General features: G+C 62.8%; 11 protein-coding genes. 10 read left to right on the plus strand and 1 reads right to left on the minus strand.

Annotated elements, in window-relative coordinates:
- Window positions 1-113: 113 nt before the first annotated feature.
- The 6 genes from dnaJ to PSEEN_RS03620 all read left to right on the plus strand — a co-directional run bounded on the left by dnaJ (window position 114) and on the right by PSEEN_RS03620 (window position 7,769).
- Window positions 114-1,241, plus strand: a complete 1,128-nt coding sequence (gene dnaJ, locus PSEEN_RS03595; protein ID WP_011532127.1) for a molecular chaperone DnaJ — start codon at window positions 114-116, stop codon at window positions 1,239-1,241.
- A 13-nt stretch (window positions 1,242-1,254) separates the two neighbouring features.
- The gene (dapB, locus tag PSEEN_RS03600) at window positions 1,255-2,058 is read left to right on the plus strand and encodes a 4-hydroxy-tetrahydrodipicolinate reductase (protein WP_011532128.1); all 804 of its coding nucleotides are present in this window, start codon (window positions 1,255-1,257) and stop codon (window positions 2,056-2,058) included.
- A 349-nt stretch (window positions 2,059-2,407) separates the two neighbouring features.
- A complete protein-coding gene (gene carA / locus PSEEN_RS03605; protein ID WP_011532129.1) occupies window positions 2,408-3,544 on the plus strand; it encodes a glutamine-hydrolyzing carbamoyl-phosphate synthase small subunit in 1,137 nt (378 codons plus the stop codon).
- Between the two features lie 106 nt (window positions 3,545-3,650).
- Window positions 3,651-6,872 carry a carbamoyl-phosphate synthase large subunit gene (gene carB / locus PSEEN_RS03610; protein ID WP_011532130.1) on the plus strand — a complete coding sequence of 1,074 codons (3,222 nt, stop codon included), beginning with the start codon at window positions 3,651-3,653 and terminating at the stop codon, window positions 6,870-6,872.
- Window positions 6,869-7,351, plus strand: coding sequence for a transcription elongation factor GreA (greA, locus tag PSEEN_RS03615; RefSeq protein ID WP_011532131.1), 483 nt, complete (start codon window positions 6,869-6,871; stop codon window positions 7,349-7,351). The genes carB and greA overlap by 4 nt, the downstream gene beginning before the upstream one ends.
- Window positions 7,329-7,769: a hypothetical protein gene (locus tag PSEEN_RS03620; protein ID WP_011532132.1), complete on the plus strand. Its 441-nt coding sequence runs from the start codon at window positions 7,329-7,331 to the stop codon at window positions 7,767-7,769. Before greA ends, PSEEN_RS03620 begins: the two co-directional genes overlap by 23 nt.
- Window positions 7,770-7,908: 139 nt before the next feature.
- On the opposite strand, the gene yhbY is transcribed toward PSEEN_RS03620, so the two are convergent.
- Window positions 7,909-8,217, minus strand: coding sequence for a ribosome assembly RNA-binding protein YhbY (yhbY, locus tag PSEEN_RS03625; protein ID WP_003249945.1), 309 nt, complete (start codon window positions 8,215-8,217; stop codon window positions 7,909-7,911).
- Between the two features lie 102 nt (window positions 8,218-8,319).
- On the opposite strand from yhbY, the gene rlmE reads away from it, so the two are divergent.
- From rlmE to glmM, 4 genes are all read left to right on the plus strand, one after another.
- A complete protein-coding gene (gene rlmE / locus PSEEN_RS03630; protein ID WP_011532133.1) occupies window positions 8,320-8,946 on the plus strand; it encodes a 23S rRNA (uridine(2552)-2'-O)-methyltransferase RlmE in 627 nt (208 codons plus the stop codon).
- A 203-nt stretch (window positions 8,947-9,149) separates the two neighbouring features.
- Window positions 9,150-11,057 (plus strand): ATP-dependent zinc metalloprotease FtsH, encoded by a 1,908-nt coding sequence (gene ftsH, locus PSEEN_RS03635; RefSeq protein WP_011532134.1) that lies wholly within the window; start codon window positions 9,150-9,152, stop codon window positions 11,055-11,057.
- Window positions 11,058-11,065: 8 nt separating this feature from the next.
- The gene (gene folP, locus PSEEN_RS03640) at window positions 11,066-11,917 is read left to right on the plus strand and encodes a dihydropteroate synthase (protein WP_011532135.1); all 852 of its coding nucleotides are present in this window, start codon (window positions 11,066-11,068) and stop codon (window positions 11,915-11,917) included.
- A gap of 16 nt (window positions 11,918-11,933) precedes the next feature.
- Entirely contained in the window at window positions 11,934-13,274 is a 1,341-nt protein-coding gene (glmM, locus tag PSEEN_RS03645; RefSeq protein WP_011532136.1) for a phosphoglucosamine mutase, read from the plus strand.
- Window positions 13,275-13,333 lie beyond the last annotated feature (59 nt).

Here is a 13,333-nt window from a genome sequence, read left to right on the forward strand (position 1 = left end):
AGAATTATTTACAGCATCTGTCTGGGCGCATTCGCGTATGGCGGCAGGTGCTGGCGGCATGGCGCACAGATGCGCAGAGGTATGCCGAACGCCCCCAAGAGTGCATATGACCTATGGCAAAGCGTGATTTTTATGAGGTCCTGGGTGTCGAGCGCGGCGCCAGCGAAGGCGATCTCAAGAAGGCCTACCGCCGTCTGGCGATGAAATACCACCCGGACCGCAACCCGGGTGACAAGGAGTCGGAAGACAAGTTCAAGGAGGCCAACGAGGCCTACGAAGTGCTGTCCGACACCAGCAAGCGCGCGGCCTACGACCAGTACGGCCATGCCGGCGTCGACCCGAGCATGGGTGGCGGCGGTGCCGGTTTCGGCGGCGCCAATTTCTCCGACATCTTCGGTGATGTCTTCAGCGACTTCTTCGGCGGCGGCCGTGGCGGTTCGCGCAGCGGCGGCGCCCAGCGTGGCAGCGACCTGCGCTACACCCTGGAGCTGAACCTCGAAGAGGCGGTGCGTGGCACCACGGTCAGCATCCGCGTCCCCACGCTGGTCAACTGCAAGCCGTGCGACGGCTCCGGTGCGAAGAAGGGCTCGACCCCGTCGACCTGCCCGACCTGCGGCGGTATCGGCCAGGTACGCATGCAGCAAGGCTTCTTCGCCGTGCAACAGACCTGCCCACGCTGCCATGGCCAAGGCAAGATCATCACCGACCCGTGCAATTCGTGCCATGGCGAAGGCCGTGTCGAAGAGTACAAGACCCTGTCGGTCAAGGTGCCGGCCGGTGTCGACACCGGTGATCGCATCCGCCTGTCCGGCGAGGGCGAGGCGGGCACCCACGGTGGCCCGACCGGCGACCTTTACGTGGTCATCAACGTGCGCGAGCACGACATCTTCCAGCGCGACGGCAAGCACCTGTATTGCGAAGTGCCGATCAGCTACACCGACGCTGCCCTGGGTGGCGAGCTGGAAGTACCGACTCTCGATGGCCGCGTGAAGCTGAAAATCCCCGAAGGCACCCAGACCGGCAAGCAGTTCCGTCTGCGTGGCAAGGGCGTGGCGCCGGTGCGCGGTGGCGCGGCGGGCGACCTGCTGTGCCGCGTGGCGGTGGAAACCCCGGTCAACCTCAGTCGTCGCCAGCGTGAGCTGCTCGAAGAGCTGCGCGACTCGCTCGAGGGCGACAGCTCCCATTCGCCCAAGGCCAGTGGCTGGTTCGAGGGTGTGAAGCGCTTCTTCGGCGATCTCTGAGAAGGAACAGGCTATGCGACGTATTGCGGTAATGGGCGCGGCTGGGCGGATGGGCAAGACCCTGATCGAAGCCGTGCAGCAAACCCCGGGCGCCGGGCTGACCGCGGCGATCGATCGCCCGGACAGCTCCCTGGTCGGGGCGGATGCCGGTGAGCTGGCGGCGCTGGGGCGGATCGGCGTGCTGCTGTGCGACGACCTGGCCAAAGTGGTCGACGAGTTCGATGTGCTGATCGACTTCACCCACCCATCGGTGACGCTGAAGAACCTGGCGTTCTGCCGCAAGGCCGGCAAGGCGATGATCATCGGCACCACCGGTTTCAGCGTCGAGGAGAAGCAGTTGCTGGCCGAGGCGGGCAAGGAGATCCCGATCGTCTTCGCCGCCAACTTCAGCGTTGGCGTCAACCTCAGCCTCAAGCTGCTGGACATGGCGGCTCGCGTGCTGGGTGACGACGTGGACATCGAGATCATCGAGGCCCACCACCGGCACAAGGTCGATGCGCCGTCGGGTACCGCGTTGCGCATGGGCGAAGTGGTCGCCAATGCGCTGGGGCGTGACCTGCAGGAAGTGGCGGTGTACGGCCGTGAGGGCCAGACTGGCGCCCGTGATCGCAAGACCATCGGCTTCGCCACCGTGCGTGCGGGCGATGTGGTCGGTGATCACACCGTGCTGTTCGCCGCCGAAGGCGAGCGTCTGGAAATCACCCATAAAGCGTCGAGCCGCATGACCTTCGCCAAGGGCGCGGTGCGTGCCGCGCTGTGGCTGGATGGGCGCGAGCCTGGCCTGTACGACATGCAGGACGTGCTCGAACTGCGCTGACACCGTCCCTGTGGGAGCGGCCTTGTGTCGCGAAAGGGGCGCGCAGCGGCCTCAGGATCTCTGCATTTTTCAGAATTGCCGGGGCTGCTGCGCAGCCCTTTCGCGACACAAGGCCGCTCCCACAGGGGTGGCTCCTGCAATGCCGCGCCCACTCCTGTCGCAATCCTGTGTTTTAGAGACACATTCCAGGTAGACCCAAAACGCATTTTTCTGTAAGCTACAGCTTTAGTGTGTCCACTAAAAGCGCGCAGACTAATTCAGCATAAAAGCGGGGTGACGTGTCCATACGTCATTCCGCTTTTTTGCAACCTGCGATCGCCCTTTCAGGCTTGATTTACGGGAGGTCTTCTTGACTAAGCCAGCCATACTCGCCCTTGCCGATGGCAGCATTTTTCGCGGTGAAGCCATTGGAGCCGACGGTCAGACCGTTGGTGAGGTCGTGTTCAATACTGCAATGACCGGCTACCAGGAAATCCTCACAGACCCTTCCTACGCCCAGCAAATCGTTACCCTGACCTACCCGCACATCGGCAACACCGGCACCACCCCGGAAGACGCCGAATCCAACCGCGTCTGGTCCGCCGGCCTGGTCATTCGCGACCTGCCGCTGCTGGCAAGCAACTGGCGTAACACCCAGTCCCTGCCCGACTACCTGAAAGAACACAATGTTGTCGCCATCGCTGGCATCGACACCCGTCGCCTGACCCGCATCCTGCGTGAGAAGGGCGCCCAGAACGGCTGCATCCTGGCCGGCGACAACATCAGCGAAGAAGCCGCCATCGCCGCCGCCCGCGCCTTCCCGGGCCTGAAAGGCATGGACCTGGCCAAGGTCGTCTCCACCAAGGAGCGCTACGAGTGGCGCTCCAGCGTGTGGGAGCTGAAGACCGACAGCCACCCGACCATTGAAGCCGCCGACCTGCCGTACCACGTCGTGGCCTTCGACTACGGCGTCAAGCTGAACATCCTGCGCATGCTGGTCGCCCGTGGCTGCCGCGTCACCGTGGTGCCGGCGCAAACCCCGGCCAGCGAAGTCCTCGCGCTCAACCCCGATGGCGTGTTCCTGTCCAACGGCCCTGGCGATCCCGAGCCGTGCGACTACGCGATCCAGGCGATCAAAGAGATCCTCGACACCGAAATCCCGGTGTTCGGCATCTGCCTCGGCCACCAGCTGCTGGCCCTGGCCTCCGGCGCCAAGACCGTGAAGATGGGCCACGGCCACCACGGTGCCAACCACCCGGTCCAGGACCTGGACACCGGCGTGGTCATGATCACCAGCCAGAACCACGGTTTCGCCGTCGACGAAGCCACCCTGCCGGGCAATGTCCGCGCCATCCACAAGTCGCTGTTCGACGGCACCCTGCAGGGCATCGAGCGCACCGACAAGAGCGCGTTCAGCTTCCAGGGCCACCCTGAAGCGAGCCCAGGCCCGACCGACGTCGCGCCACTGTTCGATCGTTTCATCGATGCCATGGCCAAGCGCCGCTGAGCATCCTGCAGCAAGGCCCCGGGCCGGCAAATGCCGCGCCCGGAAGCGCCTGACCCAGATTGTTCAAGACGGCTTGCCGACTGACCCGCGGATTTGAGTGACAACCATGCCAAAACGTACAGACATCAAAAGCATCCTGATTCTCGGCGCTGGCCCGATCGTGATCGGCCAGGCCTGCGAATTCGACTATTCCGGCGCCCAGGCCTGTAAAGCCCTGCGCGAGGAAGGTTTCCGCGTCATCCTGGTGAACTCCAACCCAGCCACCATCATGACCGACCCGGCCATGGCCGACGCCACCTACATCGAGCCGATCAAGTGGCAGTCAGTGGCCAAGATCATCGAGAAAGAGCGCCCGGACGCCGTCCTGCCGACCATGGGTGGCCAGACTGCACTGAACTGCGCCCTGGACCTGGAGCGCCACGGCGTTCTGGAGAAGTTCGGCGTGGAGATGATCGGTGCCAACGCCGACACCATCGACAAGGCAGAAGACCGTTCGCGCTTCGACAAGGCGATGAAAGACATCGGCCTGGAGTGCCCGCGCTCCGGTATCGCCCACAGCATGGAAGAGGCCAACGCGGTCCTCGAGAAGCTTGGCTTCCCATGCATCATCCGCCCATCGTTCACCATGGGCGGCACCGGTGGCGGTATCGCCTACAACCGTGAAGAATTCGAAGAGATCTGCACCCGTGGCCTGGACCTGTCGCCGACCAAAGAGCTGCTGATCGACGAATCGCTGATCGGCTGGAAGGAGTACGAGATGGAGGTGGTCCGCGACAAGAAGGACAACTGCATCATCGTCTGCTCGATCGAGAACTTTGACCCGATGGGCGTGCACACCGGCGACTCGATCACCGTTGCCCCGGCACAGACCCTGACCGACAAGGAATACCAGATCATGCGCAACGCCTCGCTGGCGGTGCTGCGTGAAATCGGTGTCGAGACCGGCGGCTCCAACGTGCAGTTCGGTATTTGCCCGAACACCGGCCGCATGGTCGTGATCGAGATGAACCCGCGCGTTTCGCGTTCGTCCGCCCTGGCCTCGAAGGCCACCGGCTTCCCGATCGCCAAGATCGCCGCCAAGCTGGCCATCGGCTACACCCTCGACGAGCTGCAGAACGACATCACCGGCGGTCGCACCCCGGCGTCCTTCGAGCCGTCGATCGACTACGTCGTCACCAAGCTGCCACGCTTCGCCTTCGAGAAATTCCCGAAAGCCGACGCCCGCCTGACCACCCAGATGAAATCCGTGGGTGAAGTCATGGCCATCGGCCGTACCTTCCAGGAGTCCCTGCAGAAAGCCCTGCGCGGCCTGGAAGTCGGCGCCTGCGGCCTCGACCCGAAAGTCGACCTGGCCAGCCCTGAAGCCGCCAGCATCCTCAAGCGCGAATTGACCGTGCCGGGCGCCGAGCGCATCTGGTACGTCGCCGACGCCATGCGTTCCGGCATGACCTGCGAAGAAATCTTCGCCCTGACCGGCATCGACATGTGGTTCCTGGTTCAGATGGAAGATCTGATCAAGGAAGAAGAGAAGGTCAAGACCCTGGCCCTGTCGGCGATCGACAAGGACTACATGCTGCGCCTCAAGCGCAAGGGCTTCTCGGACCAGCGCCTGGCCAAGCTGCTGGGCATCACCGACAAGAACCTGCGCCGTCACCGCCACAAGCTGGAAGTGTTCCCGGTGTACAAGCGCGTCGACACCTGCGCCGCCGAGTTCGCCACCGACACCGCCTACCTGTACTCCACCTACGAGGAAGAGTGCGAGGCCAACCCGTCGACCCGCGACAAGATCATGATCCTGGGTGGCGGCCCGAACCGTATCGGCCAAGGCATCGAGTTCGACTACTGCTGCGTGCACGCAGCCCTGGCGCTGCGTGAAGACGGTTACGAGACCATCATGGTCAACTGCAACCCGGAAACCGTTTCCACTGACTACGACACCTCCGACCGCCTGTACTTCGAGCCGCTGACCCTGGAAGACGTGCTGGAAGTCTGCCGCGTCGAGAAGCCGAAAGGCGTCATCGTCCACTACGGCGGCCAGACCCCGCTGAAACTGGCCCGCGCCCTGGAAGAAGCCGGCGTGCCGATCATCGGTACCAGCCCGGACGCCATCGACCGCGCCGAAGACCGCGAGCGTTTCCAGCAGATGGTTCAGCGCCTGAACCTGCTGCAGCCGCCAAATGCCACCGTGCGCAGCGAAGAAGAAGCCATCAGCGCCGCTGGCGGCATCGGCTACCCGCTGGTGGTTCGCCCGTCCTACGTGCTGGGTGGCCGCGCCATGGAGATCGTCTACGAGCTGGACGAGCTCAAGCGCTACCTGCGTGAAGCCGTACAGGTTTCCAACGACAGCCCGGTGCTGCTCGACCACTTCCTCAACTGCGCCATCGAGATGGACGTGGATGCGGTCTGCGACGGCACCGACGTGGTGATCGGCGCGATCATGCAGCACATCGAGCAGGCCGGTGTTCACTCCGGTGACTCCGCGTGCTCGCTGCCACCTTACTCGCTGAGCCAGGAAGTGCAGGACGAAGTCCGCGTCCAGGTCAAGAAGATGGCCCTGGAGCTGGGCGTGGTTGGCCTGATGAACGTGCAGCTGGCCCTGCAGGGCGACAAGATCTACGTGATCGAAGTCAACCCGCGCGCTTCGCGTACCGTGCCGTTCGTCTCCAAGTGCATCGGCACTTCGCTGGCGATGATCGCGGCCCGCGTCATGGCGGGTAAAACGCTGAAAGAACTGGGCTTCACCCAGGAAATCATCCCGAACTTCTACAGCGTCAAGGAAGCCGTCTTCCCGTTCGCCAAGTTCCCAGGGGTTGACCCGATCCTCGGCCCTGAGATGAAATCCACCGGTGAAGTCATGGGTGTCGGCGACAGCTTCGGTGAAGCCTTCGCCAAGGCCCAGATGGGTGCCAGCGAAGTGCTGCCGACCGGCGGTACCGCGTTCATCAGCGTGCGCGACGACGACAAGCCACAAGTGGCTGGCGTTGCCCGCGACCTGATCGCCCTGGGCTTCGAAGTGGTCGCCACTGCCGGTACCGCCAAGGTCATCGAAGCGGCTGGCCTGAAAGTGCGCCGTGTGAACAAGGTGACCGAAGGTCGTCCGCACGTGGTCGACATGATCAAGAACGACGAAGTGTCGCTGATCATCAACACCACCGAAGGCCGCCAGTCGATCGCCGACTCCTACTCGATTCGTCGCAATGCGCTGCAGCACAAGATCTACTGCACGACCACCATTGCGGCTGGTGAAGCCATCTGCGAGGCGCTGAAATTCGGTCCGGAAAAGACCGTTCGTCGCCTGCAGGATCTGCATGCAGGACTCAAAGCATGAGCATTACCAAGTACCCGATGACCGTCCAGGGCGCTCGCGCCCTGGAAGAAGAGCATCTGTTCCTGAGCAAGACCGAGCGCCCGCGCCTGAGCCAGGCGATCGGTGAGGCCCGCGAGCTGGGTGACCTCAAGGAGAACGCCGAGTACCACGCCGCCCGTGAGGAGCAGGGCATGGTCGAAGCGCGTATCCGCGACATCGAAGGCCGTCTGCAGAACTCGGTGGTGATTGACGTCACCACCATCGCCCACACCGGCAAGGTGATTTTCGGCACCACCGTGGTGCTGGCCAACACTGAAACCGATGAAGAGGTGACCTACCAGATCGTCGGTGAAGATGAAGCCGACGTGAAGCAGGGCAAGCTCTCGAGCGGTGCGCCGATTGCCCGTGCCATCATCGGCAAGGAAGAAGGTGATACTGTCGTCGTCAAGACGCCAAGCGGCACGGTCGAGTACGAGATTGTCGAAGTCAAGCACATCTGACCGGCGCCTGCGGGCGCCATCCCTCGAGGGTATCCTCTGGCAGCTGGCCCAGGTGTTCTGGGTCGGCGGCCTGTGGGTGTTCCACGTGGGGCTGGTGCCGGCGCTCAAGGTGAGCGGCCTGGCGCCGTTGCTGGTGCACGACGTGGCTGCGCAGATCGACCGCTGGTTGATTGGCGTGGCCATGCTCGGGCTGTTGACCCAGCTGGCGGTGCTGGCGAGGGTGGACGGCCTGGCGGCCTGGTGGCGGCAGTTCCGCGGCCAGATGCTGCTGCTCGGCTTTGGTGCCTGCGTCAGCTACTACACGTTGCGCTACGGGATCTCCGTGGGCGAGCGTTGGCAGATGTTCTGTTTCCTGGTGCTGGGCTTTTCCGGCATCGTGCTGGTGGCCCAGCCGGTCCCGGTCAGGGCGCGCCGGTAAACGGCTCAAGATCGCTGGGGCCGCTTTGCGGCCCTTTCGCGACACAAGGCCGCTCCCACAGGGATTGCGCCGTAGGTCGGAGCAATCCCTGTGGGAGCGGCCTTGTGTCGCGATGGGCTGCGCAGCAGCCCTGCTACCGTTACTTGTAACGGTGGATGTTGGACAGCTGCTTGTTCGGCTGCGGGTTCTTGCGGTAGATCAGCGCTTTCTTGCCGATGGTCTGCACCAGCTCGGCGCGGCCGGCCTTGCACAGTTCGGCGATGGTCTCGGCGCGTTCTTCGCGATCTTCCGAACGAATCTCGACCTTGATCAGCTCGTGGTCGACCAGGGCGCGTTCCAGTTCGGCGATCACGCCTTCATTCAAACCGTTGCCAGCAACGATCAGGACCGGCTTCAGGTCATGACCAATGGACTTGTATTGCTTCTTCTGCTCGTTATTGAGCGGCATAATCTGACCCTTTCCGTCTGATTCTGTAAAATTGACCGGCATTTTACCCGAGGGCCACCGGCTCCGCCCAGTCAATCACGACGCATATCATCGAGGTGCCCCGTGGTACAACGTTCCAAAAGCAGCGCAAACTGGCTGCGAGAACATTTCAACGATCCTTTCGTCAAGCAGGCGCAGAAGGATGGCTACCGCTCGCGCGCGAGCTACAAGCTGCTGGAGATTCAGGAAAAAGACCGCCTGATCCGCCCCGGCATGAGCGTGATCGACCTCGGCGCCGCGCCGGGAGGCTGGTCGCAGGTGACCAGTCGTCTGATCGGCGGCCAGGGCCGGCTGATCGCCTCGGACATCCTCGAGATGGACTCGATTCCCGATGTGACCTTCATCCAGGGCGACTTCACCCAGGACGAAGTGCTCCAGCAGATCCTGCAGGCGGTCGGTGATTCGCATGTAGACCTTGTGATTTCCGACATGGCCCCCAATATGAGTGGTACGCCCGCGGTGGACATGCCGCGCGCCATGTTCCTCTGTGAGCTGGCCCTGGATCTGGCAACCCGCGTGCTCAAGCCTGGCGGGGATTTCCTGATCAAGATTTTCCAGGGCGAAGGCTTCGACATGTACCTGAAGGACGTGCGCAGCAAGTTCGACAAGGTGCAGATGCGCAAGCCGTCGTCCTCGCGGGACCGTTCCCGTGAGCAGTATCTGTTGGGCAAGGGTTTCAAAGGCGCGTGAGCGGCGTTATGCGGGGGCTCCGATAGTTAAAACCAATCGGTCACCCCGTCTGGATCGTCCGAACTTCGTGTAGTCTAGCTTTCACAAAGGGTTACAGACGGTGCCTGCGGATGCGTGGGTAATGTAGTAAGTTAGGGCGATGAATATCATGCGAGGCACGGCTGCGTCGTGCGCCGGCCTCAGAGGGTAGCGAATTGAACGACATGGCAAAGAATCTGATCCTCTGGTTGATCATCGCCGCCGTCCTGGTGACGGTGATGAACAACTTCTCCAGCCCTAACGAGCCGCAGACCCTCAACTATTCCGACTTCATCCAGCAGGTCAAGGATGGCAAGGTCGAGCGCGTGACCGTCGACGGCTACATCATTACCGGCAAGCGCACCGACGGCGACAACTTCAAGACCGTCCGCCCGGCCATCACCGACAATGGCCTGATCGGCGACCTGGTCGACAACCACGTTACCGTCGAGGGCAAGCAGCCTGAGCAGCAGAGCATCTGGACTCAACTGCTGGTGGCCAGCTTCCCGATCCTCGTGATCATCGCCGTGTTCATGTTCTTCATGCGCCAGATGCAAGGCGGTGCCGGCGGCAAGGGCGGCCCGATGAGCTTCGGCAAGAGCAAGGCGCGCCTGCTGTCCGAAGACCAGGTCAAGACTACCCTGGCCGACGTCGCTGGTTGCGACGAAGCCAAGGAAGAAGTCGGCGAGCTGGTCGAGTTCCTGCGCGACCCAGGCAAGTTCCAGCGCCTGGGTGGCCGCATCCCACGCGGCGTGCTGATGGTCGGCCCGCCCGGTACCGGTAAAACCTTGTTGGCCAAAGCCATTGCCGGTGAAGCCAAGGTGCCGTTCTTCACCATTTCCGGTTCCGACTTTGTCGAAATGTTCGTGGGTGTCGGCGCCAGCCGTGTCCGTGACATGTTCGAGCAGGCCAAGAAACACGCCCCTTGCATCATCTTCATCGACGAGATCGATGCCGTCGGTCGTCACCGTGGCGCCGGCATGGGTGGCGGTCACGACGAGCGCGAGCAGACCCTGAACCAGTTGCTGGTCGAGATGGATGGCTTCGAGATGAACGATGGCATCATCGTCATCGCCGCCACCAACCGTCCCGACGTGCTCGACCCGGCGCTGCTGCGTCCTGGTCGCTTCGACCGCCAGGTGGTGGTCGGCCTGCCGGACATTCGCGGTCGCGAGCAGATTCTCAAGGTGCACATGCGCAAGGTGCCGGTTGGCGAGAACGTCAATGCGGCGGTCATTGCCCGTGGTACGCCTGGCTTCTCTGGTGCCGACCTGGCCAACCTGGTCAACGAGGCGTCGCTGTTCGCCGCCCGTGCCAGCAAGCGCCTGGTGGAAATGAAGGAGTTCGAGCTGGCCAAGGACAAGATCATGATGGGCGCCGAGCGCAAGACCATGGTCATGTCCGAGAAAGAGAAGCAGAACACCGCCTACCACGAAGCAGGTCACGCCATCGTTGGTCGTGTGGTGCCCGAGCATGACCCGGTGTACAAGGTCTCGATCATCCCGCGTGGCCGTGCCCTGGGTGTGACCATGTTCCTGCCCGAAGAAGATCGCTACAGCCTCTCCAAGCGTGCGCTGATCAGCCAGATTTGCTCGCTGTATGGTGGTCGTATTGCCGAAGAGATGACCCTGGGCTTCGACGGTGTGACCACCGGTGCCTCCAACGACATCATGCGTGCCAGCCAGATCGCCCGGAACATGGTCACCAAGTGGGGCCTGTCCGAGAAGCTTGGCCCGCTGATGTACGCTGAAGAAGAGGGCGAGGTATTCCTTGGTCGCAGCGCGGGCAGCCAGCATGCCAGTGTCTCGGGAGAGACCGCCAAGCTGATCGACTCGGAAGTGCGCAGCATCATCGACCAGTGCTATGCGACGGCCAAGCAGATCCTGACGGAAAACCGCGACAAGCTCGATGCAATGGCCGAGGCCTTGATGAAGTACGAAACCATCGATGCCGACCAGATCGACGACATCATGGCCGGTCGCACGCCACGTGAGCCACGTGACTGGGACAATGATGCCGGCACTTCTGGCAATCAAGCCTCCCAAGGTGATCGTCCGGAGTCGCCAATCGGCGGTCCAGCGGCTCAACACTAAGGGCATCTATGACCTCTAAGCAGTACCCGACCCGGTTGCCTTGCGGCAACCGGGTTCTTGATTTGGCCCGTACCCATGTCATGGGTATCCTCAACATCACCCCTGATTCCTTCTCCGACGGCGGGCGCTTCAGTCAGCGCGACGAAGCGTTGCGCCATGCCGAGGCGATGGTGGCAGCGGGTGCGACACTGATCGATGTTGGTGGTGAGTCCACGCGCCCTGGTGCGCGGGCGGTGTCACCCGTTGAAGAACTGGAGCGTGTCGCGCCCATTGTCGAGGCCATCAGCAACCGGCTGGACGTGATCATTTCCGTCGACACCTCGACTCCTTCGGTCATGCGCGAATCGGCCCGCCTCGGCGCCGGCTTGATCAATGATGTGCGTGCGCTGGAGCGTGACGGTGCCCTTGACGCCGCGGCTGACACCGGCCTGCCCGTTTGCCTGATGCATATGCGCGGGGAGCCGGGTAACATGCAGGACAACCCGCATTACGAAAACGTGACCGCCGATGTGGGGCGCTACCTCGAGCAGCGCATGGCCGCCTGCGCGGCGGCTGGCATCGGCGCTGAACGCATCATCCTCGACCCGGGTTTCGGGTTTGCCAAGACGCTTGAGCACAACCTCAGTCTGTTCAAGCACATGGAGGCGCTTTACCGCCTCGGGCGCCCGCTATTGGTGGGGGTGTCGCGCAAGAGCATGATCGGCCTCACGCTGGATCGGCCAGTGGGCGAGCGGCTTTACGGCAGCCTTGCGCTGGCGGCCTTGGCGATGACCAAGGGCGCGAGCATCCTGCGTGTGCATGATGTGGCTGAAACCGTCGATGTGGTGCGTATGATCGCCGCCGTGCAGGGCGCCGAATAAGAACATTGGAGTTCCCATGAGCAGAAAATACTTTGGTACCGATGGTATCCGTGGCCGTGTTGGCCAGTTCCCGATCACCCCGGACTTCATGCTGAAACTGGGTTGGGCGGCGGGCATGGCCTTCCGCAAGCAAGGCCACTGCCGTGTGCTGGTGGGCAAGGACACCCGAATTTCCGGTTACATGTTCGAGTCCGCGCTCGAGGCCGGGCTGTCCGCGGCCGGTGCCGATGTCATGCTGCTCGGGCCGATGCCAACGCCGGCTATCGCCTACCTGACCCGCACCTTCCATGCCGAAGCCGGTATCGTCATCAGTGCCTCGCACAACCCTCACGACGACAACGGCATCAAGTTCTTCTCCGGTAGTGGCACCAAGCTGCCCGATGAAGTCGAACTGATGATCGAGGAGCTGCTTGATCAGCCGATGACGGTCGTCGAGTCCGGCAAGCTGGGCAAGGTGTCGCGGATCAATGACGCCGCAGGTCGCTACATCGAGTTCTGCAAGAGCAGCGTACCTAGCAGCACCAACTTCGAAGGGCTCAAGATCGTCGTGGATTGCGCCCATGGCGCCACCTACAAGGTCGCGCCGAGTGTGTTCCGTGAGCTGGGTGCCGAGGTGACGGTGCTGCACGCATCGCCTGATGGCCTGAACATCAATGAGAACTGCGGTTCGACCCACATCGAGTCGTTGCAGGCTGCGGTGCTGGTGGGGCATGCCGACCTGGGTATCGCCTTCGACGGCGACGGTGACCGGGTGCTGATGGTCGACCATACTGGCGCCATCGTCGACGGTGACGAGTTGCTGTACATCATTGGCCGCGACCTGCATGACCGCAACAAGCTGCAGGGCGGCGTGGTCGGCACGCTCATGAGCAACCTCGGCCTGGAGTTGGCCTTCAAGGAGCTGGACATCCCGTTCGTGCGGGCCAAGGTCGGCGACCGTTATGTCATGGCCGAGCTGCTTGAGCGCGAATGGCTGCTGGGGGGCGAGAACTCCGGGCATGTCGTGTGCTGCAACCACACCACGACCGGCGATGCGATCATTGCCGCGCTGCAGGTGCTGATGGCCCTCAAGCGCAAAGGCGAGACCCTTGCCCAGGCGCGTCAGGGCGTGCGCAAGTGCCCGCAGGTATTGATCAACGTGCGCTTCGAAGCGGGCAAGAGCGACCCATTGCAAAACCCGTTGGTGAAAGAGGCGAGCGACAAGGCGACCGAGGCCATGGCTGGGCGTGGGCGTGTGCTGCTGCGCAAGTCCGGCACCGAGCCGCTGGTGCGTGTGATGGTCGAAGGCGACGACGAAAACCAGGTGCGTGGCCATGCCGAAGCCCTGGCAAAACTCGTTGCTGAAGTTTGTGCCTGAAATAGGCTTGCCAGCGCAGATCGGGTTGGGTAAGATCTGCGCCCACTTTGACCGACGAG

Origin of the sequence: Pseudomonas entomophila L48 (assembly GCF_000026105.1) — a bacterium.
In the GTDB taxonomy this organism is placed as follows: Bacteria; Pseudomonadota; Gammaproteobacteria; order Pseudomonadales; family Pseudomonadaceae; genus Aquipseudomonas; species Aquipseudomonas entomophila.

Excerpts from the sequence above, each read along its gene's own strand:
- ftsH (WP_011532134.1), top strand. The coding sequence starts at position 9,150 with ATGGCAAAGAATCTGATCCTCTGGTTGATCATCGCCGCCGTCCTGGTG.
- greA (WP_011532131.1), top strand. The coding sequence starts at position 6,869 with ATGAGCATTACCAAGTACCCGATGACCGTCCAGGGCGCTCGCGCCCTG.
- dapB (WP_011532128.1), top strand. The coding sequence starts at position 1,255 with ATGCGACGTATTGCGGTAATGGGCGCGGCTGGGCGGATGGGCAAGACC.
- dnaJ (WP_011532127.1), top strand. The coding sequence starts at position 114 with ATGGCAAAGCGTGATTTTTATGAGGTCCTGGGTGTCGAGCGCGGCGCC.
- yhbY (WP_003249945.1), bottom strand. The coding sequence starts at position 8,217 with ATGCCGCTCAATAACGAGCAGAAGAAGCAATACAAGTCCATTGGTCAT.
- carB (WP_011532130.1), top strand. The coding sequence starts at position 3,651 with ATGCCAAAACGTACAGACATCAAAAGCATCCTGATTCTCGGCGCTGGC.
- glmM (WP_011532136.1), top strand. The coding sequence starts at position 11,934 with ATGAGCAGAAAATACTTTGGTACCGATGGTATCCGTGGCCGTGTTGGC.
- folP (WP_011532135.1), top strand. The coding sequence starts at position 11,066 with ATGACCTCTAAGCAGTACCCGACCCGGTTGCCTTGCGGCAACCGGGTT.